The sequence below is a fragment of the Waltera intestinalis genome (assembly GCF_009695995.1).
Lineage (GTDB): Bacteria > Bacillota > Clostridia > Lachnospirales > Lachnospiraceae > Acetatifactor > Acetatifactor intestinalis.
This window is the reverse complement of sequence record NZ_VUMU01000003.1, coordinates 137,124-157,139: the sequence shown is the minus strand read 5'-3', so window position 1 is coordinate 157,139 and position 20,016 is coordinate 137,124. Positions and strand designations below refer to the sequence as shown.

Here is a 20,016-nt window from a genome sequence, read left to right as displayed (position 1 = left end):
TGTTTTAGTGTTGTTGGTTGTATTTTGCGCCCCAGCTCAGATCTCTTCGATCAGGCTGATTCTGCGGCTGTGTCTCTCTTCTCCGGAAAAGGGTGTGTTCAAAAAGGTCTCAACGATCTCCAGTGCCAGATTCTCTCCTACGATACCTGCTCCCATTGCCAGCATATTGGCATCATTGTGCAGCCTGGTCATTTTTGCAGAGAGCGGCTCCGAACACAATGCACAACGGATACCTTTTACTTTATTAGCTGAAATACTGATACCAATACCAGTAGTGCAGATCACAATGCCCTTTTCGCAGGTACCGGCTGCCACAGCCTTTGCTGCCGCATGCCCGAATACCGGATAATCACAACTTGCCTTGCTGTCGCATCCAAAATCCTGAAAAGGAATATTATTCTCCTCTAAATATTTTTTAACTCTTTCTTTCAGATCATATCCACCATGATCACTTGCGATTGCTATCATTTTTATTCTCCTTATATTTAAAATGAAATTTAAAGCTTTACAACCTTATGCCCCGCTGCCTTCAGCAGCCGGTTCATAATAGCCTGTCCGAAACCATCCGTGGAAAATCCCTCAGAATAGATTTTGGTGACACCTTCATCATCGAATTCTCTCAGGATCGTATACAGATGTCTGGCAATGCTGTCTTCATCCCTGCGGCTGCCGACACTTTTTACCACATCTGCCGTATACCCGGAAAGCATTTCTTCCGTTCCGATAATACCGGTCTTCTCTCCCGCCACATGATCCGCTGCGGCTTCCCGGTTGATATATTCTCTCACCTGTTCCGGCGTACCTTCCACAATGGTGAGTTCTCCCCTGGGGGCATAATGTCTGTATTTCATACCGGGCGCCTTGGGGGCCTGTCCACTGTCTGCCCGCAGGATCGTGGCATCTGTGTCCACCGTTCCCAACACCGCACTGAGCTTTTCCCGGGTGATATATCCGGGGCGGAGAATCTGCGGCGGACTCACTGTCAGATCAATGATCGTGGACTCCAGTCCGATTCCCACTTCTCCACCGTCGATAATGGCATCGATCCGGCCCATCATATCTTCCACGACATATTTGGCCACGGTAGGACTCGGTTTCCCGGAAGTATTGGCACTGGGTGCCGCAATATATCCGCCGCTGTACTCGATCAGCTTCTGTGCCGCCGGATGTGATGGCATACGGATGGCTACCGTATCCAGTCCTCCGGTGGTCTCGTAAGGCACTGCATCTGACTTCGGCAGGATCATGGTAAGGGGCCCCGGCCAGAAAGCATCGGCGATCCTGCGTGCTTCTTCCGGCACATCCCCTGTTATTTTGTAAATATCTTCAAACCGGTAAATATGCACGATCAGTGGATTATCCGAGGGTCTGCCTTTCGCTGCATAGATCCGCTTTGAGGATGTCGGGTTCAATGCATCTCCGCCCAGACCGTATACTGTCTCCGTAGGAAATGCCACCAGACCTCCCCGCCGTAAAATCTCTCCGGCAGCTTTCAGTTTAGCATCGTCTTCCTCACTGACCGGACCGTCTCCGGGTTGAATCTTGATAATCTCTGTATTCATATTTTTTACCTTCTGTGTTCTAATGCATTTGGGAATAGTATATCATAGATACGATAAAATGGAAAGATACTGTTTCAGGTACCGCAGAATTCCCTTATGGATCAGCCATGCAATACGATCCTGATATTCTTCATCGCATAGTTTTTCCGCCTCCGCTTGATTTGACAAAAAGCCACACTCCACGATCACGATGGTTCCTTTGGTTTTCTTCAGAAGATAATAACTGTCGTTGGCCTTGACTTTGCGATGATTCTCCGGGTCCAGTCCCCGTACCAGCTGATCCTGAATGCCGGAAGCCAGTGTCTCGCCTCCCATACTTCCGGTATAATAAAACACCTGCGCCCCATGTACGTATTCCTCCGGATAACTGTTCTGGTGAATACTTACCGTCAAAACAGGATCGGTTTTTTCTATGATTTCTATTCTGCGTTTCATATCCTGTACCTTTTTATTGGAAGCATGTGCATCATACAATCCGTCCTCCGTCTCCCGGGTCAGCACCACTTCCACATCTTCCGCTTCCAGATATTTTTTCAGTTTTTGAGCAATCTGAAGGTTGATATCCTTTTCCGGTGCCCCATTGATGCCGATCTTCCCCGGATCGTCTCCTCCGTGTCCGGCATCGACGACCACACAGAGTCTCCCGGAGTCATCTGCCCCCATTCCCGTCTCCCGCAAAGCATTTACCGCATGCATCGCACCAACATATTCTGCCGCTTTCCTGCCGGTCAGCGCCATCGACAGAATTAAGAGCCCTGCCATGATCAGTTTCAATGCCTTCTGTTCCATTTTTTCGCCGCCTTATTGTATTCTATATGATTTTATATGCATTTTCCGCAGGAAATATCTTCCCGATGCAAAATCTTCCAAAATTAAGAAATCCTTTTGTTTTAACCTATTGCATCCTGTTGCCTGTTCAGCGTATAATAAACACATGAAATCGAATAGAAAAACACTTTCCGTAATCTTATTTATATTGGCCGGAATTTGTATCCTGGCAGCAATTATTCTCTTCGTGAGGGGTCACATGGAGGACCGGCACATGGAAGAATCCCTGGATGCTTTAAGACCCACTGAGTCTCCGGCAGAGACCGTTCCTTCTTCGGAACCTGAGACCATTGCAGCTGCTACGACGGAATCCGCCGTGGAAGAATCTGTTTCCGCTCCGGAAGAGGTCACCAGGGTTCCCAATCCTTACGCCGACAGCTTTCTTGCCAACGAAGACATGGGCGCATGGCTGCAGATTCCCGGCACCGGGATCGATTATCCGGTGATGTGGACTCCGAGAGATGAGTCCTATTATCTGTATCGTGCTTTCGACGGCAGTGAGAATAAGAACGGCTGCCTCATATTAGATACGGACAGCTGCCTGGATCCCCTTTCCACGAATCTCATCATTCACGGTCACAACATGAAATCCGGTGCCATGTTTGGCAATCTCACGGATTATGAGGATCCGGATTTTTACGAAAATCACAAAAATATTATCCTGTACACCGAAGAATGTCAGCGCAATTACGAAGTCATTGCTGTCTTTCGTTCCCAGGTCTACCGGAAGACCGATCATGTATTTAAGTTCTACAAATTTTTCCAGGCGGATACCCAGGAAGAATTTGATGACTTTTATAACAATATCAAGCAGTTATCCCAGTATGATACCGGTGTTACCGCACAGTTCGGGGATCATTTTCTGACACTGTCTACCTGCGTGTATCACGTAGAGCAGGGCCGGTTTGTAGTCGTTGCCAAGGAAACAGAACCCGGCGATCACTACCTTCCCATACAGGAATAACCAACAATCTATCAGGAGGATTTTCTTATGAAAAAACTGAAAAAAATCGTTACACTGCTTACGCTTGCAGCTGTGTGCCTGACTGCTCCCGCATTCAGCAAGATCACAGCCAAAGCAGCAGAACCCAACACCTATGTTCTGAACTTTTCCACCTCCAAAGGTGAATGGCGCTTCAAACCTGCATCCTCATGGTCCGAAGAAGTTCAGGACCGCGAGCTTTACTATATGATGCAGGAAATCAAAGACGGTGACTACATCGTAGTCCAGAATGATGTTGACTGTAACCCTCTGAACCTGAATGTTCCCGTACGTCTGGGCAACCTGACGATCAAGAACAGTGTCAAGACTCCTGTCATCACCGCAAAAGGTTATGACAATGTCTATGTTCTGGACGGTACTACCGCGGCAATTAACGGTGATGTATCTCATGCCTATGTATACGGCGGTGCACGCGTTAATTTCAATAATAACGTTGACACTTTGGAAATGTACGGCTACGGCAGTGAATACAACAATCTGCATGCCTATATCACTGTTGTCGGTACGGTAAATCATCTGTCTGCCAAAGACGGTCAGACCATGGAGACTTATTATGACTACTACAATTTTGCAGCCAATAAGCTGTTCACCGAAGATGGCGCCTTAAGAACCGATGCACAATATTACAGCAAGACCGCTCCCGCTGCCGCCACCGAAGCTGCACAGCCTGCTGCAGCCGCTCAGCCCGCTGCAACTGCTCAGCCCGCCGCTTCCTCTTCCGCATACGATGATGTGCCCAAGACCGGTGAAAGCGCTCTTTCTATTTATCTGATGATTGCCGCAGTTTTCTGTGTTGTATCCGGATATGCACTTCGTAAGAAAAACGCATAATTACATTATAAGAGCACAAAAATGCCTGGCCAAAACGGTCAGGCATTTTATATTGCTTATTATTGCAGGTAGGCGTTGATCAGTTCCCAGGCTGCCTGTGTTCCGTAGCCGAGTCTCCATACTGCCACACCACCGATATTCTTGGTAGTCATCATATTCAGCTTCACAGCGATGGATTCCGCATCCTCCAGCCAGATCTGATAATTTACGCTACCGGAAGTCCATTCCGCATAATTCTGGCAGGTCACTTCATCCCATTCTGCACTCACGCCTGCTTTACTCATGAAGTCTGCTTCATTGCGCATTGTGATATATTCGTCTGTCACATCCGTTCCTTCCGTCTTCCACAGGATCGTATAGAAGGGAAGTGCATTCACTACTTTATTCGCCGGTACTTCCTGAAGCGTTCTATCCAGTCCGTCCGATACATAGCTGATGCTTGCAACACTTCCGGGATCCTTGCTTCCGTGCCAGTGCTCATCATATCCCATGATGATCACATAATCCGCAACTTCTCCCTGAATATCCAGGCGATAGTAGTCATTGAAATTAAAAGGGACATAATTATCGATTGACAGTACCAGTCCCTTATTGCGGCACTCTATGGACAGTTCTCTTAAGAACTCCACATAATGCGGTCCGCAGTCACTGCTCAGCTGTTCGAAATCCACGTTAATCCCGTCAAGTCCCAGTCCCACTGCCGTATCCGTCACATTTTTCACCAGGTTCTGTCTGGCCGTGGTGGATGACAGCATATTCAATGTACTGATAGATATGCCGTTTTCATTCGCATAATTAAAATTATCCAGCACACCCCACACCTGCAGTCCCATCTGATGGGCGGTCGTTACATAACCCGCTGTTGCAAAGCTTCGGAACGCTCCGTTTTCATCCGTCATACTGAACCAGGTAGGTGCGATCACGTTCATTCCTTTCGTGCCGGACACCATAGAGTATAAGGTATCATTACCTGCGACACCTCCTATGGAATGCCAGCCGAGGCAGATCTTGCTGTCTGCGGTAAGGGATGTATACTCCGGTGCCTGATAATCTGTCACCGGTGTTTCCGTCTCCTCCGTGATCTCACCCAGGCGTTTATTTTCCACATATCCGATGACTGCATCCGCTGTCTTTACCTTACTCCAGGTCTCCATCTGTTCCAGTATCTCAAGGGTATCTCCCTTGACTGCCTGTGTCAGGATCGGGCTCTTTACGCCGCCTCTCAGCCGGACTGCGGTATCCTTTTTCAGCTGTGCTACCTGTCTGGTTCCCCATTCGGTATTGACCTGTACATGTCTGTCATAACATTCATAGGAATAATTCGTAAACAGTTTTACATAGTCAGCTGCCACATATACGTTATCTCCGTCCGCGAAGCTGATCACATAACCGGCTTCCTGTGTTCCTTCCGTTGTCGTATATGCAGTCTCTCCGAATGTTGTCCGGATCACTTCTGTCGGAGTAGCATATAACAACAGATTCTCTGTCATATCCGCATAAAATACTTCGTTCATATATTTATGAACAGTTGCCAGGTCGAAATAGCACACACCGTCTTTGATCAGTGCCTGTTCCTCCACCATTTCATTCTGTAAAATAATGGCACTCCTGTCGTTCTCTGACACCTGATAGAATTCATTCCAGTCGGCTTCTTCCTTGCTGTAGGAATATTTATCCAACAGCACTTTGCCCAGTGCGCAGCCACCGATCACAAGGATCAGCAGGATCGCCACGATCACCGGTAATACTTTTTTCTTCATATGTGCTCCCATCCGCAGGGGATTCCCCGCATTGTTCTTGCCTCTTCTTTCGTTCCATCCGTCTCCCGGCAGAACAGTCTTATTCTATCACAATTCCCGCATATAATACAAGGAACAATACTCATTCAGTCACACACTGCAGGACACAGCCAGAGAGGCAATCCCATTTTGCGGTCCCGCAGCGTATGTTCCTTCCCCTCTGACCGTTCCGGCCATACGGGCGCTGACACCTCCTAAATGACAGTTCCGGGCCATCCACAGCAGCTTTGGACCAAAAGTATTCGTGAAACACTTATCCCTCTGCTGCGTTTTCCGGTACTTGTATGAATATAAATGCCTCTGACGGTACTTCTTTAAGGTAGTTCAAATAAAACATTGGAATTATGATTGTGAAAAATTTCGTTGAAATATTATGACCAGACACGTATACGCCTGTAAGACATCTCCATACTATATTTTACAAAACAATAAATGCTCTCCATCGTTTTGTGAATATAAATAAAAATGGGATGAAACGGAACGAATCGTTCCTCGTAAATCAACAAGAAAATAAGAAATCCGTCAGCCTCCTCTCCGTACCGAAGTATCAGAGGCATCTATAGGTGAGATTATATACTGTAATGCCTTGTTTGACAAGCTCTTTTATTAAAATTTTTTAAACTGTGAAAAGCTTCTATTGACTAAAATATAGGGAAAGTATAAGCTATATACCATACCAATGCGAAGGCAGAAAGGAAGTGTTGTCGCATGAAGATTGAAAAAGTAAATGAAAATCAGATTCGCTGCACGCTGACCCGCGAGGATCTCGCCAGCCGCGAATTAAAAATAAGTGAGCTTGCCTACGGTACGGAAAAGGCAAAATCCCTATTCCGTGACATGATGCAGCAGGCCAATTTTGAATTTGGCTTTGAAGCCGAAGACATCCCTCTGATGATCGAGGCCATCCCGCTGAATGCGGATTGTATTGTACTGATCATTACGAAGGTGGAAGACCCGGATGAACTGGATACCCGTTTTTCCCGTTTTGCTCCTTCCGTTACGGAAGAAAGTGATGAGGACAGTGATGAGAGCACTGCAGACGAGGTTCTGGATCTGTTCCGCCGTATCCAGAGCGAAGACAATACCGCAAGCGCTCCTGAAGTTCCTTCCGCGTCCGCTCCCGAGGAGAGTGACAGTGTACGTTCCCGCCTGTTCCGTATGGAATCTCTGAAACAGGTGATCAATGCGGCAGTAATAGCCGGAAGCCATTATCATGGGCTCAGCACTCTGTATCACGAAGAGGGTACCGACGGGTATTATCTGATCCTGACGCAGGGCGAAGAAGATCGCGAGGTCTTCGACCGTGTCTGCAATGTCATCTCTGAATACGGTATTCCCAAGCGTTCCACACCGGCAAGCCTTACTTTTCTTGAGGAACATTGTTCCACACTGATCGCCGAACATGCTTTACAGCGTCTTGCAAATATCTGATTTTCGATTTGAATTCGATTTTATGAAATAAAACAGGAGAGTCCTTTCCGGGGCTCTCCTGTTTTTATAAGATGATCGGTCTGTAAATACGATTACAGCTCCTCAATCACTTTCATAAGCTCATCTACATCAATACCATGTACCATAGCTGCCTCTTCCAGGGTCTCTCCCTGTGAAGCAGGGCATCCCAGACAATGCATTCCTGCATCGAGGAGTACGGGAGCCACTTCGGGGTTGGCACGTAAGATCTCGCCGATTGTCATGTCTTTTGTTACTCCGGTCATATCGTTCTCCTTTCTGCCGTATAAGGCTTTTTTAGTATAATACTTTCCCCAAAAGATTACAAGAATATTCTTGTACATCAGCATTTGTTCCTCCCCCGGGATCAGCTATGCCGCACACCGCATTCATAAAAAAGAGATTTTCGTGCTTTGTGTGCAAGCACCCACGCACGGCAATCTCTTTTTCATGTCAGAGCTGATGTACAAAAGCGCGTACATTACCTAAAACTGTTGACACTTACCCTTGTCAGGTAGTACACTTTTATCGTAAAGAAACAGCTTGGGATGCCAGCGCAACTGGTACTCTCAGTTGATAATATTAATTGTTTTTACCAGAAGGAGGTAAATTTTCATGGCAGAAGCATGGAGAGGCTTTAAAAAAGATGGCCACTGGGATGTAGACGTCAATGTACGTAACTTCATCCAGACCAACTACACTCCGTATGATGGAGATGAGAGCTTCCTGGAGGGACCTACCGAAGCAACTGATAAGCTTTGGGGCAGACTTCAGGAGTTACAGAAGGAAGAGCGTGAGCATAACGGCGTTCTGGAATGTGAGACCGAGGTTGTATCCGGACTGACCGCTTATGGCCCTGGCTATATTGATGAATCTATGAAGGATCTGGAGCAGATCGTTGGTCTGCAGACAGACAAGCCTTTAAAGAGAGCATTCATGCCTTATGGTGGTATTAAGATGGCTCAGCAGGCTGCAAGCACCTATGGCTACGAAGTAAATGAAAAATATGACAAGATCTTCAATGAGTATCACAAGACTCACAACCAGGCAGTATTTGATGCTTATACCGATGAGATGAAGGTTGCACGTCATACCCATATCGTTACCGGTCTTCCCGACACCTATGGTCGTGGACGTATCGTAGGCGACTACAGAAGAGTTGCTCTGTACGGTATCGATTTCCTGATCGAGCAGAAGCAGAAGGATAAGAAGAACTGCGGTACCGGCGTTATGACCGAGGAAATCATCCGTCTGAGAGAAGAGATCGCTGATCAGATCAAGGCTCTGCAGGGAATGAAGGAAATGGCTAAGATCTACGGCTACGATATTTCCGGTCCCGCTACCAACGCTAAGGAAGCTATCCAGTGGTTATACTTCGGTTACCTGGCAGCTATCAAGACCCAGAACGGTGCAGCTATGTCCGTAGGACGTATCTCCACTTTCCTGGATATCTATATTGAAAGAGACTTAAAGGAAGGCACCCTGACCGAGAAAGAAGCTCAGGAGCTGATCGACCATCTGACCATGAAGTTCCGTATGGTTAAGTTCGCTCGTATTCCTTCTTACAACCAGCTGTTCTCCGGCGACCCTGTATGGGCTACTCTGGAAGTTGCTGGTATCGGAATGGACGGTCGTCATATGGTTACCAAGAACGACTATCGTTTCCTTCATACTCTGGAGAACATGGGACCCAGCCCCGAGCCGAACCTGACTGTTCTGTACTCCAGCGCTCTGCCTGCTAACTTCAAGAAGTATGCAGCTAAGATTTCCGTAACCACATCTTCCATCCAGTATGAGAACGATGACGTTATGAAGCCTATCTGGGGCGATGACTACAGCATCTGCTGCTGCGTATCCGCTACACAGACCGGTAAGGAGATCCAGTTCTTCGGTGCTCGTGCTAACCTGGCTAAGTGCTTACTGTACGCTATCAACGGTGGTAAGGATGAGAAGCATCTGGACAAGAACGGCAAACATATGCAGTGCGGTCCTGAAATCGCTCCTATCACTTCCGAGTACCTTGATTTCGACGAAGTTATGCATAAATATGACATCATGCTTGACTGGTGTGCATCTCTGTATGTTAACATCCTGAACCTGATCCACTATATGCATGATAAGTACTACTATGAAGCAGCTGAGATGGCTCTGATCGATACCGACGTAAGAAGAACTTTTGCAACCGGTATTGCAGGTCTGTCCCACGTAGCAGACTCCCTGTCCGCTATTAAGTATGCTAAGGTTAAGGTTATCCGTGATGACCAGGGTTGTGCTATCGACTTCAAGACTGAAGGTGACTTCCCTAAATACGGTAACGATGATCCCAGAGCTGATGAATTCGCTGTATGGCTGCTGAAGACCTTCATGGAGAAGATCAAGAAGAACAAGACCTACAGAAATTCCGAGCCTACCACTTCCGTACTGACCATTACTTCTAACGTTGTATATGGTAAGGCTACCGGTGCTCTGCCTGACGGAAGAGAAGCTTACAAGCCTTTCGCTCCCGGTGCATCACCTTCCTACGGTGCTGAGAAGAGCGGTCTGCTTGCATCCCTGAACTCTGTTGCTAAGCTGCCTTATGAGTACGCTCTGGACGGTATCTCCAATACCCAGACCATGGCTCCTTCCGCTCTTGGTCACGACCTTAACGAGCAGAAAGAAACTCTGGTACGTGTAATGGACGGTTACTTTGATCGTGGTGCTCATCACCTCAACGTTAACGTATTCGGTACCGAGAAGCTGTTAGATGCACAGGCTCATCCTGAGAAGCCTGAGTACGCTAACTTCACCATCCGTGTATCCGGTTATGCTGTTAAGTTCATCAGCCTGACCAAGGAGCAGCAGGATGATGTTATCGCAAGAACCTGCCATAAGAGTCTGTAATCCTTACAGGTTTCTAAGATAATAGGATGTATATGGGGCCGGGCAGTAATGTCCGGTCCTTTTTTGGATATACTATTCGTAACACTCACCCCTCAGCTGCCTGCATGGCAGAGAATGGAGATTATTACAATGATCAAAGGCAGAATTCACTCATTAGAATCCTTCGGCGCAGTAGACGGACCCGGAATCCGCTATCTTATCTTCCTCAAGGGCTGCAATATGCGTTGTCAATATTGCCACAATGTAGATACCTGGAATCCTGACACTGACAATCTCATGACAGCAGATGAGCTGTTAGATAAGGCAGAGCGTTTCCGCAGCTACTGGGGCAAAGAAGGCGGCATCACCGTCAGCGGCGGTGAAGCTTTATTACAGATCGATTTTCTCATCGATCTCTTCCGTAAGGCTCACGAGAGAGGCATCAACACCAACCTTGATACTTCCGGACAGCCTTTTACCAGAGAAGAGCCCTTCTTCTCCAAATTCAACGAATTACTGAAATATACCGATCTTGTCATGTTGGACATCAAGCATATTGATGATGAGGAGCACAAAAAACTCACCGGTCATACCAACAAGAACATTCTGGACTGCGCAAGATACCTCTCCGAGCAGGGTATCCCTATGTGGATCCGTCATGTACTGGTACCCGGAATCACTGACAATGACGAATATCTGAAGAAAACAAGAGAATTCATTGACACTCTGAATACCGTTATGAAGGTAGAGGTTCTTCCCTATCACACATTAGGTGAATACAAATGGAAAGAGCTGGGAATTCCCTATAAGCTGGAGGGTGTAGAGCCCCCCACCGAGGAGAGAATTCAGAATGCGAAGAAGATCCTGGAGTTCAATAAATATAAATAAACAACTGTAACTAATGATAAAAAATACTAAATAAGACTAAATAAGACTTGTATTCAAGCCCTATTTATATTACAATACTAATAGTTATATTGATAAATTTGTATCAAACAAGATAATTTGATACACGCAAAATAGGAGGAAAAGATTATGGCATTTGTTATTGGTGATGCTTGTGTAGCATGTGGAGCTTGTGAGGCACAGTGCCCCGTTGGCGCTATCAGCATGGGCGACGGAAAGTTCGAAATCGATGCAGATAAGTGCATCAGTTGCGGTTCCTGCGCAGGTCAGTGCCCCGTTGGTGCTATCGCAGAGGATTAATTCCTGACTTAGAACACGACCCGGGAAAGGCATTTCAGAAAATGAAATGCCTTTTCTTTTTTTTTGCCTTATTTTTATTATTCTTATCACTTTCTTCCAGATTTCCGATTGCTTCTTTCGGCTGTTTTTGCAGCCGTCCTTTGGTCTTTTTCCGTAACAGTTCGTCCATTTTCTGATAATATTCTTCACTGCGCTGTTCCAGCCTGCGATCTCTCTCCTCTTCCCGTTCTTCCCTATTACGGAACTGATAATCCAGTTCTTTGACCATGCTCTCCTTTAGTTCTCTGCACAGTTCCTGATTATTTTCCCGCACTGCCTCGCGGATCATCTGCTGTAATATCCACTGCAGTCTCTTGACTTTCTCTTCCCGGTTCTCCCCTGACAGCGAGGTCTCCTGCGCCGGTGGCGGTGCCGTTTTCTTCGCTGTCTCATCCACGATCTCGATCGCCATATGCGGTGTGGAAGGCGCTTCTTTTTCTGTCTTTTCCTCCGGCAGTACATCCAGTTTTCCATCCTTTAATATCATTTTGATTGCTTTCAACTGTAATCCCCTTTCTTTCATGCTCTTGATCTCTTTGAAGCGTTCTACATCTTCTTTCGTATAATATCGATGCCCCAATTCGTTACGCTTGATGGGCAGGTGCAATTCTTCCTCCCAGTAGCGGAGCACGTGGCTCTCCACCTTTACCTGTTTTGCTGCATCCGAAATCAATAAATACTCTCCCATAATCTCTCCTTTTCTAAATTGTCATATTATGAAAATGTGAAATAAAAAAGAGAACAGGTACAGGGGAATTTCCCTTACTTGTTCTCTTTCGTGTTTTATATTCTGTATTCGCAGGATACTTAAAAATCTTTTTTTCTGTCGTTTTCCAGGTTAGCGAACTTGGTGTACTCCGGCAGCCATGCCAGCTGTACGGTTCCGATCGGACCGTTTCTCTGCTTGGCAATGATGATCTCGGAAATACCCTTGTCCGGTGAATCATGGTTGTAATAATCATCACGGTAAATAAACATTACCACGTCGGCATCCTGCTCGATAGCTCCGGATTCACGCAGGTCGGACAACATAGGTCTGTGATCCGGTCTCTGCTCTACGGCTCGGCTCAGCTGGGACAGTGCCAGTACCGGCACGGACAGCTCTCTGGCTACCGCCTTTAAGGAACGGGAAATATCGGAGATCTCCTGCTGTCTGGAGTCGCTGCTTCTGCCGCCGCTGCCTGACATCAACTGTAAATAGTCGATGATGATCATGGACAGTCCATTTTCCTGTTTCATTCTTCTGCATTTGGAGCGGAGCTCTGCAATGCTGATGCCCGGCGTGTCATCAATCATCAGTTTGGATTTACCGATGACACCGGCACTCTCGATCAGCCGCTCCCACTCCTGGTCATTCAGCTGGCCGGTACGAAGCTTCTGTGCATCCACGCTGGATTCCAGGGAAAACATACGGTTGATCAACTGCTCCTTACTCATTTCCAGACTGAATATGGCTACCGGCAGATTCTGCTTAAAAGCCACATGCTGCGCGATATTCAGTACAAACGCTGTCTTACCCATGGAAGGACGGGCGGCGATCAGCACCAGGTCAGAGGGCTGCATACCGGCAGTACGATAATCCAGATCAATGAATCCGGTGGCAATACCTGTAACCGTTCCGTGAAGCTTGGATGCCTTCTCGATCTTGTCCATAGCATTCATAACCACCGTACGGATCGGGACGAACTCTTTTACATTCTTTTTCTGTACCACCTCATTGATCTTGCTCTCGGTACTCTCCAGGATTGTATCCAGACTTTCTTTCCCGCTGTAGCAGGTATTGGCAATCTCTTCGTTGGTACGAATCAGTCGTCTGAGGGTTGCTTTCTCCGCAACAATACCGGCATAGTACTTAATGTTAGCGGAGGTGGGCACCGATGCGATCAGGTTCGTCAGGAAATCCAGTCCGCTGACCTCCGGCGGCACATCTTCCCTGGATCTCAGTCGATCCTGCAGGGTAACAAAATCCACCGGTTTTCCCTCGTTGTTCAATTCCACGATCGTGTCAAATACAATACCGTACTGACGATTGTAGAAATCCTCTCCCGAGATCTGTTCCGTCGCGGCAGCGATTGCCTCCGTATCGATGAACATAGATCCGATCACCGACTGTTCTGCCTCCAGGCTGTGGGGCATTATTCTTTTGATTACATTTTCATCTATAGCCGGCATGGGTCTGTCTATGCCTCCGTAACTTTCACCGTCAATTTTGCTGCCACCTGGGGATGAAGCTTTACTGTCACCTCATAGGAGCCAAAATTCTTCAGGCTCTCGGGAAGTACAATTTTCTTCTTATCGATTTCAATGCCATGCTGTTCCTTGCAGGCAGTTGCGATCTCCTTGGAAGATACGGAGCCAAAGGTCTTGCCGCCTTCTCCTGCTTTGATCTTAACCATGACCTGCTTAGTCTCCAGCTCCGCTGCCAGAGCTTTTGCCGCATCCAGGTTCTCCTGTGCTACTTTTTCTTCATTCGCTTTTTGAAGCTTCAGGTCATTCATATTTTTGGAAGTTGCTTCCACACCGATCTTTTTCGGTAAAATATAGTTCCTTGCATATCCTTCGCTGGCTTCAATGATATCTCCTTTTTTGCCCAGCTTTTTTTCATCCTGAAGTAAAATAATTTTCATGTTATATACCTGCCTTTCCTATCTCTAAATCTCTCCGGATTCCAACATATCGTCAATGGTATGCTTCAGCACGCCGATGGCTTCTACCAATCCTACACCCTCCATCTGACAGGCTGCAGTGTTCATGTGACCGCCGCCACCCATACGTTCCATAATGATCTGTACATTAACCTCATCAATGGATCTGGCACTGACATAGATCTTACCCTGATAATCCGTGAGTACGAAACTTGCCTTGATTCCTTTGATATTCAGCAGTTCGTTGGCTGCCTGTGCCCCAATGATCGTAGGACTGGGCAGATCCTCCGCGGTACACAGAGAGATGGCAAAAAACTGCTTGTAAATCTCTGCCTGGCTGACTGCGTCTGCCTTTGCCTTATATTCTGCAGCATCCTCACGGAACAGTTTTCTGACTCTGGTGACATCTGCGCCATTTCTACGCAGAAATGCGGCAGCTTCAAAGGTGCGGACACCGGTCTTGGTCATAAAGTTGTTGGTATCGATCATGATACCGGAGTACATACAATCCGCCTCTTCCGTACGAATCTTGATATTGTCATAAGTGTACTGCAGGATCTCGGATACCATCTCACAGGCCGAGGATGCATAAGGCTCCACATAGGATAATGTGGCATTTTCTATAGTCTCTGTGCCCTGTCTGTGATGGTCCAGAACCACTACAGATTTACAGAAGCGCAACAGATCCGGGCATTCTGTAATGGACGGCTTATTGACATCCACGACTACCAGTACGGTGTTGCTGCCTGCCATATCAATTGCCTGCTGGCTGGTGATGATCATATCTTCATCATATTCCGGGTTATTCTTAAACAGCTCTACCAGAGGCTGAACAGAAGTCGTCGCCTCGTTCAGTACAATATGGGCTTTTCTGCCCAAAGTCTGGGCAATCCGGTAGATACCCACTGCAGACCCGAAGCTGTCCACATCCGGCATCCGGTGACCCATAACAATGACGCGATCCTTGCCGGTAATGATCTCCCGCAGGGCGTGGGCTTTTACTCTCGCCTTGACACGGGTATTTTTCTCTACCTGCTGACTCTTGCCGCCGTAGTAGGTAATGCTCTCCGGAGTCTTGATGACCGCCTGGTCACCACCACGTCCCAATGCCAGATCAATGGCGGTACGGGCAAACTCATAATTTTGTGCATAGGTCAGACCATCCAGTCCGATACCGATACTGATAGTCACAGCCATTTCGTTACCGATGTTAACGGTCTTCACTTCTTCCAACAGATCAAAACGGCTCTCCTGCAGCTGCGCCACCGCTTTTTTCCGCATGATCACAAGGTATTTGTCCTTCTCCAGCTTTTTACTGATACCATCCAGAGAAGCAATGTATTTGTTCACCTTACGGTCGATCAATGCGATCAGCAGTGACCTGCGGACTTCCTCTACGCTCTCCAGCGCTTCCTCATAGTTATCCAGGTAGATCATCCCCACCGTGAGGCTCTGATCATCCACTTCCTGCAATGCAATGTGCAGCGCGGTCTCATCAAACAGATAGACCGCGATCAAATAGCCGTTATACCCTTCCGCATCGATCATATCGCTGTGTTCTGCCATTTCCTTCAGGGAAATCTTACGGAACTTTGCTACGTATTCACAGCCTTCATACTCCAGCTCGTACTGTGCCTCATCCACACCGGAATCATCCGGAAGCCTGTCCCTGGTAATGGTAGGGAACAGGGAAGTAATGGATTTGTTATATCCCTTTGGCTGGTGCACCACATTTTCAAAGGCAATGTTCGTCCAGATCACCTTGCCGGAATCGTCCAAAAGGGCATACGGCAGGTCCAGATCCCGCAACAGTTTCCGCTGGATCTGCCCATACTCCGTGGCAAAACTGATCAGTTCGTTCATAATGATCGGTTTATTATAGAAATACAATGTCAGTGTAATTGCAAAATAGAAGATCGTAAATCCGAAAGTAAGCAGTCCGGCACGAAAATCCAGCATAAATACCGCGGCATCAATTGCCAGCAGCAGAAGTCCCAGATACAGGGTGAACTGAATATATGTACGGATTCTTCCCTTCAGTCTGATTCGTTTTTTCATCAAAGAACACCTCTCAATGTTTGCGTTCGACAACTTCTATTATAACAAATAATAAAGCTCTCCGCCACCATATTATTTTGACGAATAGACAATATTCCTCTGTCAAATTTGTGCTTTTTGTCAGCATTTCGGGTTAAAATCGCTCTTATCTGCATAATTCCCAGAATGCTACCGCACTGGCTGCCGCTACATTCAGGGAATCCACACCTCTTGCCATGGGGATACAGACCGTGTAATCACATTCTGCGATGGTGTCCGCTGCCAGACCTTCCCCTTCCGTCCCCAGAATAATTGCAAGCTTTTCCGCTTCATGTAATACCCGGGCATCCGGTGACAGGCTGTCTTCCTTTAACGCCATGGCTGCGGTACGATATCCCATGCCACGCAGCTGTGCCATCGTGCGATCCGCCCAGTCTTCCGTCCCCAAAAATGTCCAGGGCACCTGGAATACCGTCCCCATGCTGACTCTTGCCGCACGACGGTACAACGGGTCGCTGCAGCCTGCAGTCAAGAGCACCGCATCAATCCCCAGTGCTGCTGCGGAGCGGAAGATTGCTCCTACATTCGTGGGATTCACGACATTTTCCAGGATAGCGATGCGTTTGGCATCCCGACACAGCTCCTCCATCTTCGGCAAAGCTCTCCGCTGCATGGCACAGAGCATGCCACGCGCCAGCTTGAAGCCTGAGATTTGGGATAATACCTCGTTAGATGACACATAGACAGGAATTTCCTCCAATCTCTCCATGATCCGCCCCAGGACTTCTCTTCCCTTCTCGGAATCCGCTTCTCTCTGTTCCATCAGAAGCGACAACGGTTCGTATCCCGCCGTCAGCGCCCGTAGAATCACGTTTGCACTCTCCGCAATGAACAACCCGGGAGCCGGTTCGTAATAGCGGAGTAGCTGTATTTCCCTGCGTTCGTTGTAAATCTCCAGTTCCGGTGTATGTAAATCTGTGATTGGTATTCTTCTCATGCCGCTTCGTCTCCTTGCATACGTCGAAAAAAGACCAGCCACTTTTGCGGCTGGTCTCTTACTACTATCTTAGTCTGAATTATTCAGCTACGTAAGGCATAAGTGCTACGTGACGTGCTCTCTTGATAGCAACGGTCAGTGCTCTCTGATGCTTTGCGCAAGTACCGGTAATACGACGAGGAAGGATCTTACCTCTCTCAGATACATACTTCTTCAGCTTAGCTGTATCCTTGTAATCGATTACGTTATCTTTACCGCAGAATACGCAAACTTTCTTTCTTCTGCGCATACCGCCTTTTTTTCTCATCGGAGAATCGGTCTTCTCAGTCTTATTAAAAGCCATTATTATTACCTCCTATCGGAATCTGTCAGGGCAGAGGCGGGTGTCAGCTCCGCTTGTCACTGAAACTTAGTTAAAGGGTAATTCTTCATCGATGCCGTCAGGGATGTTCATAAAACCATCACCGGCTCCGGAAGGAGCGGGGGCATTATTACCACCACCAAAACCAGCGTTCTGGTATCCACCGTCATTATTGCCGGCAGATGCGTTCTTGCTCTCTGCGAACTCTACGTTCTCAGCCACTACATCGGTAGTGTACACACGCTGTCCATCCTTATTGGTATAACTGCCGGTCTGGATACGTCCTTCCACAACGAACTTTGTTCCCTTGTGGCCATATCTCTCGATAAACTCACCAGTCTTACCAAACGCTACACAGTTAATAAAATCAGCATCCGGCTCGCCATCACGCTTAAATCTTCTATCTACTGCAATGGAAAAACGAGCGATCGCTGTTGCGGTAGCTCCCTGAGAATATCTCACCTCAGGATCCCTTGTTAAACGTCCCATAAGAATTACTTTATTCATATTTCGCTTCTCGCTTTCTGTTTATGCCTCGTCCTGTCTAACGCATAAGTATCTGATCACGTTGTCCATGATACGAACACGGCTCTCGATCTCTGCAGGAACAGTGCTCTCAGCTTCGAATCTGATGAAGTAGTAGAAAGCTTCTTTCATCTTCTGAACTTCGTAAGCAAGCTTCTTCTTGCCCCACTCGTCCACTTCTGTGATGTTGCCGCCGAATCTCTCAACCAGTGCCTTGCACTTGTCAACAACGGCTGCTCTCTCATCATCCTCGATCTTAGCGCTAACAACAACGGCTAATTCGTACTTGTTCATGTTAGTTACCTCCTTTTGGTCTCTGGCCCATATTTCACATATGAGCAAGGAATAAAGTGTCTCACGAAAGAACATGTTACCATATTCCTGTGCACTTTTCAAGCTTTTTCAACGATTTCTTTCACATTTTTTTCTAGTAATTTCCGTGCGATCATAATCTGGTGACCGCAGCCCAGACATTTCAGTCGAAAGTCCGCTCCCACGCGGAGTACTTCCCATTCTCTGCTTCCGCAGGGATGTTGTTTTTTCAGTTTCAATACATCTCCCACATTAATGTCCATAACGCTCTTCCTCGTCTCTCTTGTCTGTATGTCCACTCCTGTGCCGGCACTTCGCAGCCGGTACCTGTAACCTTATTATAAGGATGTCGGGGTCAAAGGCCCCCGACTTTGATACCTACGGATTGCTTCGTGCTACGCACTCCCTCAATCCTACCCAATATTCGCATATCGTGGGATTATCATCCCACTTTTATGCTCATATCGGGGCGGGTCCTAAGGTCTTTCACCCACTTATGAGCAAGCTCATGTGGGCTTAGACCTTTTGACCCTGGTATCCTATAAGTTGTTCGCCATAAAATCCTTCACGATTCCAAAAGCTTCTCTCAGCAGATTATTCGGTACTGTAAGAGGAAAAGTTCCGGCTGACAGTCCCTCCACATGCAGATATCCCTGCTTCTTCGCAATGGCAAGAGCTCGGAACATATGAAAATTATTGGTGACAACGACCACACTGTCCTCCGATTTATTCAACAGTTCTCCGCTGTAGATCAGATTCTGTGTCGTATTCGTGGAAGCATCCTCCGCAAGTATCCTCTCCGGATCGATTCCTGCATCCGCAAGATATCCTTTCATACCCTCCGCTTCGCTGACAGGCTCGTTATAACCCTGTCCACCGGACACGATGACTTTCGTCTCCGGATTGGCATTCAGGTATTCTATGGCTTTATCCAGACGTTTCTGCAGTACATAGCTGGGGCCGGTAGTCTTCCACTGAGCTCCCAGTATGATGACGTAGTCCGCTCCCTCCTCTGCTTTCGCGCCGAACTGCCCGAAGATCATTCCTTCTAATATAAGGAGTAGCAGTATTCCCGCTGCCACCAGCCCGCAGAACGTCATCCGGATCCAGCGCGGGATTCTCTCCTGTACGGATTTATGAGTCAGTATCCAGCCCCATGCAGCACAAAACGCGGCGATCGCGCCCCAGATCAGGAAAAAATAACTGCCAAAGCCGACAAACAGCCCGATTCCCACACAATACAGCGCACACAGCACCGCCAGAACATACAGTGCCATTGCTCCGTAATGCTTCTGATCCACGCCTCTGCCTCTGGGATCCAGATAGATCACTTTTTTACTTTTTTCCACCGGAATCAAGCGGTCCCTCTTCATATATCCTCCAATCTTTCCCTATGGCTTATTGTAGCATATCTGCAGCACCTGGCTCAATACCACATAGTTTAGGGTTTTCTTAATTTTTTAAAAATTTTTCTTTTACCGGCATCGGCTGACTTGTACCTTGCGGAAAAATGTGATGTAATTGATTAGTATAATACTTTAGAGAAGAAGGATTCTTATG

At 47.3% G+C, this 20,016-nt stretch carries 21 protein-coding genes; 6 read left to right on the top strand and 15 right to left on the bottom strand.

What is annotated here, in order from left to right:
- Positions 1 to 36: 36 nt before the first annotated feature.
- From rpiB to FYJ59_RS04105, 3 genes are read right to left on the bottom strand one after another with little or no spacing between them, the layout of a single operon-like run.
- Positions 37 to 468, bottom strand: coding sequence for a ribose 5-phosphate isomerase B (gene rpiB / locus FYJ59_RS04115; protein ID WP_022154840.1), 432 nt, complete (start codon positions 466 to 468; stop codon positions 37 to 39).
- A 29-nt stretch (positions 469 to 497) separates the two neighbouring features.
- Positions 498 to 1,562 carry an L-threonylcarbamoyladenylate synthase gene (locus FYJ59_RS04110; protein ID WP_154495421.1) on the bottom strand — a complete coding sequence of 355 codons (1,065 nt, stop codon included), beginning with the start codon at positions 1,560 to 1,562 and terminating at the stop codon, positions 498 to 500.
- Positions 1,563 to 1,604: 42 nt separating this feature from the next.
- Positions 1,605 to 2,351, bottom strand: a complete 747-nt coding sequence (locus FYJ59_RS04105; RefSeq protein ID WP_154495417.1) for an N-acetylmuramoyl-L-alanine amidase — start codon at positions 2,349 to 2,351, stop codon at positions 1,605 to 1,607.
- A 253-nt stretch (positions 2,352 to 2,604) separates the two neighbouring features.
- Here FYJ59_RS04105 and FYJ59_RS04100 point away from each other — a divergent pair, with 253 nt between their 5' ends.
- Positions 2,605 to 3,354 carry a class B sortase gene (locus tag FYJ59_RS04100; RefSeq protein WP_205839445.1) on the top strand — a complete coding sequence of 250 codons (750 nt, stop codon included), beginning with the start codon at positions 2,605 to 2,607 and terminating at the stop codon, positions 3,352 to 3,354.
- A gap of 27 nt (positions 3,355 to 3,381) precedes the next feature.
- Positions 3,382 to 4,224: a hypothetical protein gene (locus tag FYJ59_RS04095; RefSeq protein ID WP_154495413.1), complete on the top strand. Its 843-nt coding sequence runs from the start codon at positions 3,382 to 3,384 to the stop codon at positions 4,222 to 4,224.
- 59 nt (positions 4,225 to 4,283) lie between these two features.
- On the opposite strand, the gene FYJ59_RS04090 is transcribed toward FYJ59_RS04095, so the two are convergent.
- On the bottom strand, positions 4,284 to 5,984 hold the full coding sequence (locus tag FYJ59_RS04090) for a glycosyl hydrolase family 18 protein (RefSeq protein WP_148446591.1): 1,701 nt from the start codon (positions 5,982 to 5,984) through the stop codon (positions 4,284 to 4,286).
- Positions 5,985 to 6,731: 747 nt separating this feature from the next.
- Between FYJ59_RS04090 and FYJ59_RS04085 the strand changes: the two genes are divergently transcribed.
- Positions 6,732 to 7,454 (top strand): adaptor protein MecA, encoded by a 723-nt coding sequence (locus FYJ59_RS04085; RefSeq protein ID WP_154495411.1) that lies wholly within the window; start codon positions 6,732 to 6,734, stop codon positions 7,452 to 7,454.
- Positions 7,455 to 7,546: 92 nt separating this feature from the next.
- Here the strand turns inward: FYJ59_RS04085 and FYJ59_RS04080 are convergent, their stop codons facing one another.
- Positions 7,547 to 7,738: a DUF1858 domain-containing protein gene (locus FYJ59_RS04080; RefSeq protein WP_117465768.1), complete on the bottom strand. Its 192-nt coding sequence runs from the start codon at positions 7,736 to 7,738 to the stop codon at positions 7,547 to 7,549.
- Between the two features lie 349 nt (positions 7,739 to 8,087).
- On the opposite strand from FYJ59_RS04080, the gene pflB reads away from it, so the two are divergent.
- The 3 genes from pflB to FYJ59_RS04065 all read left to right on the top strand — a co-directional run bounded on the left by pflB (position 8,088) and on the right by FYJ59_RS04065 (position 11,540).
- Positions 8,088 to 10,355: a formate C-acetyltransferase gene (pflB, locus tag FYJ59_RS04075; RefSeq protein WP_154495409.1), complete on the top strand. Its 2,268-nt coding sequence runs from the start codon at positions 8,088 to 8,090 to the stop codon at positions 10,353 to 10,355.
- Positions 10,356 to 10,484: 129 nt separating this feature from the next.
- Entirely contained in the window at positions 10,485 to 11,222 is a 738-nt protein-coding gene (gene pflA, locus FYJ59_RS04070; RefSeq protein ID WP_154495407.1) for a pyruvate formate-lyase-activating protein, read from the top strand.
- 147 nt (positions 11,223 to 11,369) lie between these two features.
- Positions 11,370 to 11,540 carry a DUF362 domain-containing protein gene (locus FYJ59_RS04065; RefSeq protein ID WP_022154896.1) on the top strand — a complete coding sequence of 57 codons (171 nt, stop codon included), beginning with the start codon at positions 11,370 to 11,372 and terminating at the stop codon, positions 11,538 to 11,540.
- Positions 11,541 to 11,574: 34 nt separating this feature from the next.
- On the opposite strand, the gene FYJ59_RS04060 is transcribed toward FYJ59_RS04065, so the two are convergent.
- The 10 genes from FYJ59_RS04060 to FYJ59_RS04015 all read right to left on the bottom strand — a co-directional run bounded on the left by FYJ59_RS04060 (position 11,575) and on the right by FYJ59_RS04015 (position 19,829).
- On the bottom strand, positions 11,575 to 12,267 hold the full coding sequence (locus FYJ59_RS04060) for a helix-turn-helix domain-containing protein (RefSeq protein ID WP_154495405.1): 693 nt from the start codon (positions 12,265 to 12,267) through the stop codon (positions 11,575 to 11,577).
- Between the two features lie 119 nt (positions 12,268 to 12,386).
- A complete protein-coding gene (gene dnaB / locus FYJ59_RS04055) occupies positions 12,387 to 13,742 on the bottom strand; it encodes a replicative DNA helicase (protein ID WP_118547298.1) in 1,356 nt (451 codons plus the stop codon).
- Between the two features lie 17 nt (positions 13,743 to 13,759).
- A complete protein-coding gene (gene rplI, locus FYJ59_RS04050) occupies positions 13,760 to 14,206 on the bottom strand; it encodes a 50S ribosomal protein L9 (protein WP_022154893.1) in 447 nt (148 codons plus the stop codon).
- Positions 14,207 to 14,230: 24 nt separating this feature from the next.
- Positions 14,231 to 16,282: a DHH family phosphoesterase gene (locus FYJ59_RS04045; RefSeq protein ID WP_154495401.1), complete on the bottom strand. Its 2,052-nt coding sequence runs from the start codon at positions 16,280 to 16,282 to the stop codon at positions 14,231 to 14,233.
- A 145-nt stretch (positions 16,283 to 16,427) separates the two neighbouring features.
- Positions 16,428 to 17,258, bottom strand: coding sequence for a TrmH family RNA methyltransferase (locus tag FYJ59_RS04040; RefSeq protein ID WP_154495399.1), 831 nt, complete (start codon positions 17,256 to 17,258; stop codon positions 16,428 to 16,430).
- 79 nt (positions 17,259 to 17,337) lie between these two features.
- Positions 17,338 to 17,601 carry a 30S ribosomal protein S18 gene (gene rpsR, locus FYJ59_RS04035; RefSeq protein ID WP_022154890.1) on the bottom strand — a complete coding sequence of 88 codons (264 nt, stop codon included), beginning with the start codon at positions 17,599 to 17,601 and terminating at the stop codon, positions 17,338 to 17,340.
- A gap of 66 nt (positions 17,602 to 17,667) precedes the next feature.
- Entirely contained in the window at positions 17,668 to 18,126 is a 459-nt protein-coding gene (locus FYJ59_RS04030; protein WP_154495397.1) for a single-stranded DNA-binding protein, read from the bottom strand.
- Between the two features lie 21 nt (positions 18,127 to 18,147).
- Positions 18,148 to 18,438, bottom strand: a complete 291-nt coding sequence (rpsF, locus tag FYJ59_RS04025) for a 30S ribosomal protein S6 (RefSeq protein WP_022154888.1) — start codon at positions 18,436 to 18,438, stop codon at positions 18,148 to 18,150.
- A gap of 98 nt (positions 18,439 to 18,536) precedes the next feature.
- On the bottom strand, positions 18,537 to 18,719 hold the full coding sequence (locus FYJ59_RS04020) for a DUF951 domain-containing protein (protein ID WP_118547288.1): 183 nt from the start codon (positions 18,717 to 18,719) through the stop codon (positions 18,537 to 18,539).
- A gap of 276 nt (positions 18,720 to 18,995) precedes the next feature.
- Positions 18,996 to 19,829 carry a YdcF family protein gene (locus FYJ59_RS04015; protein ID WP_154495395.1) on the bottom strand — a complete coding sequence of 278 codons (834 nt, stop codon included), beginning with the start codon at positions 19,827 to 19,829 and terminating at the stop codon, positions 18,996 to 18,998.
- Between the last annotated feature and the right edge of the window lie 187 nt (positions 19,830 to 20,016).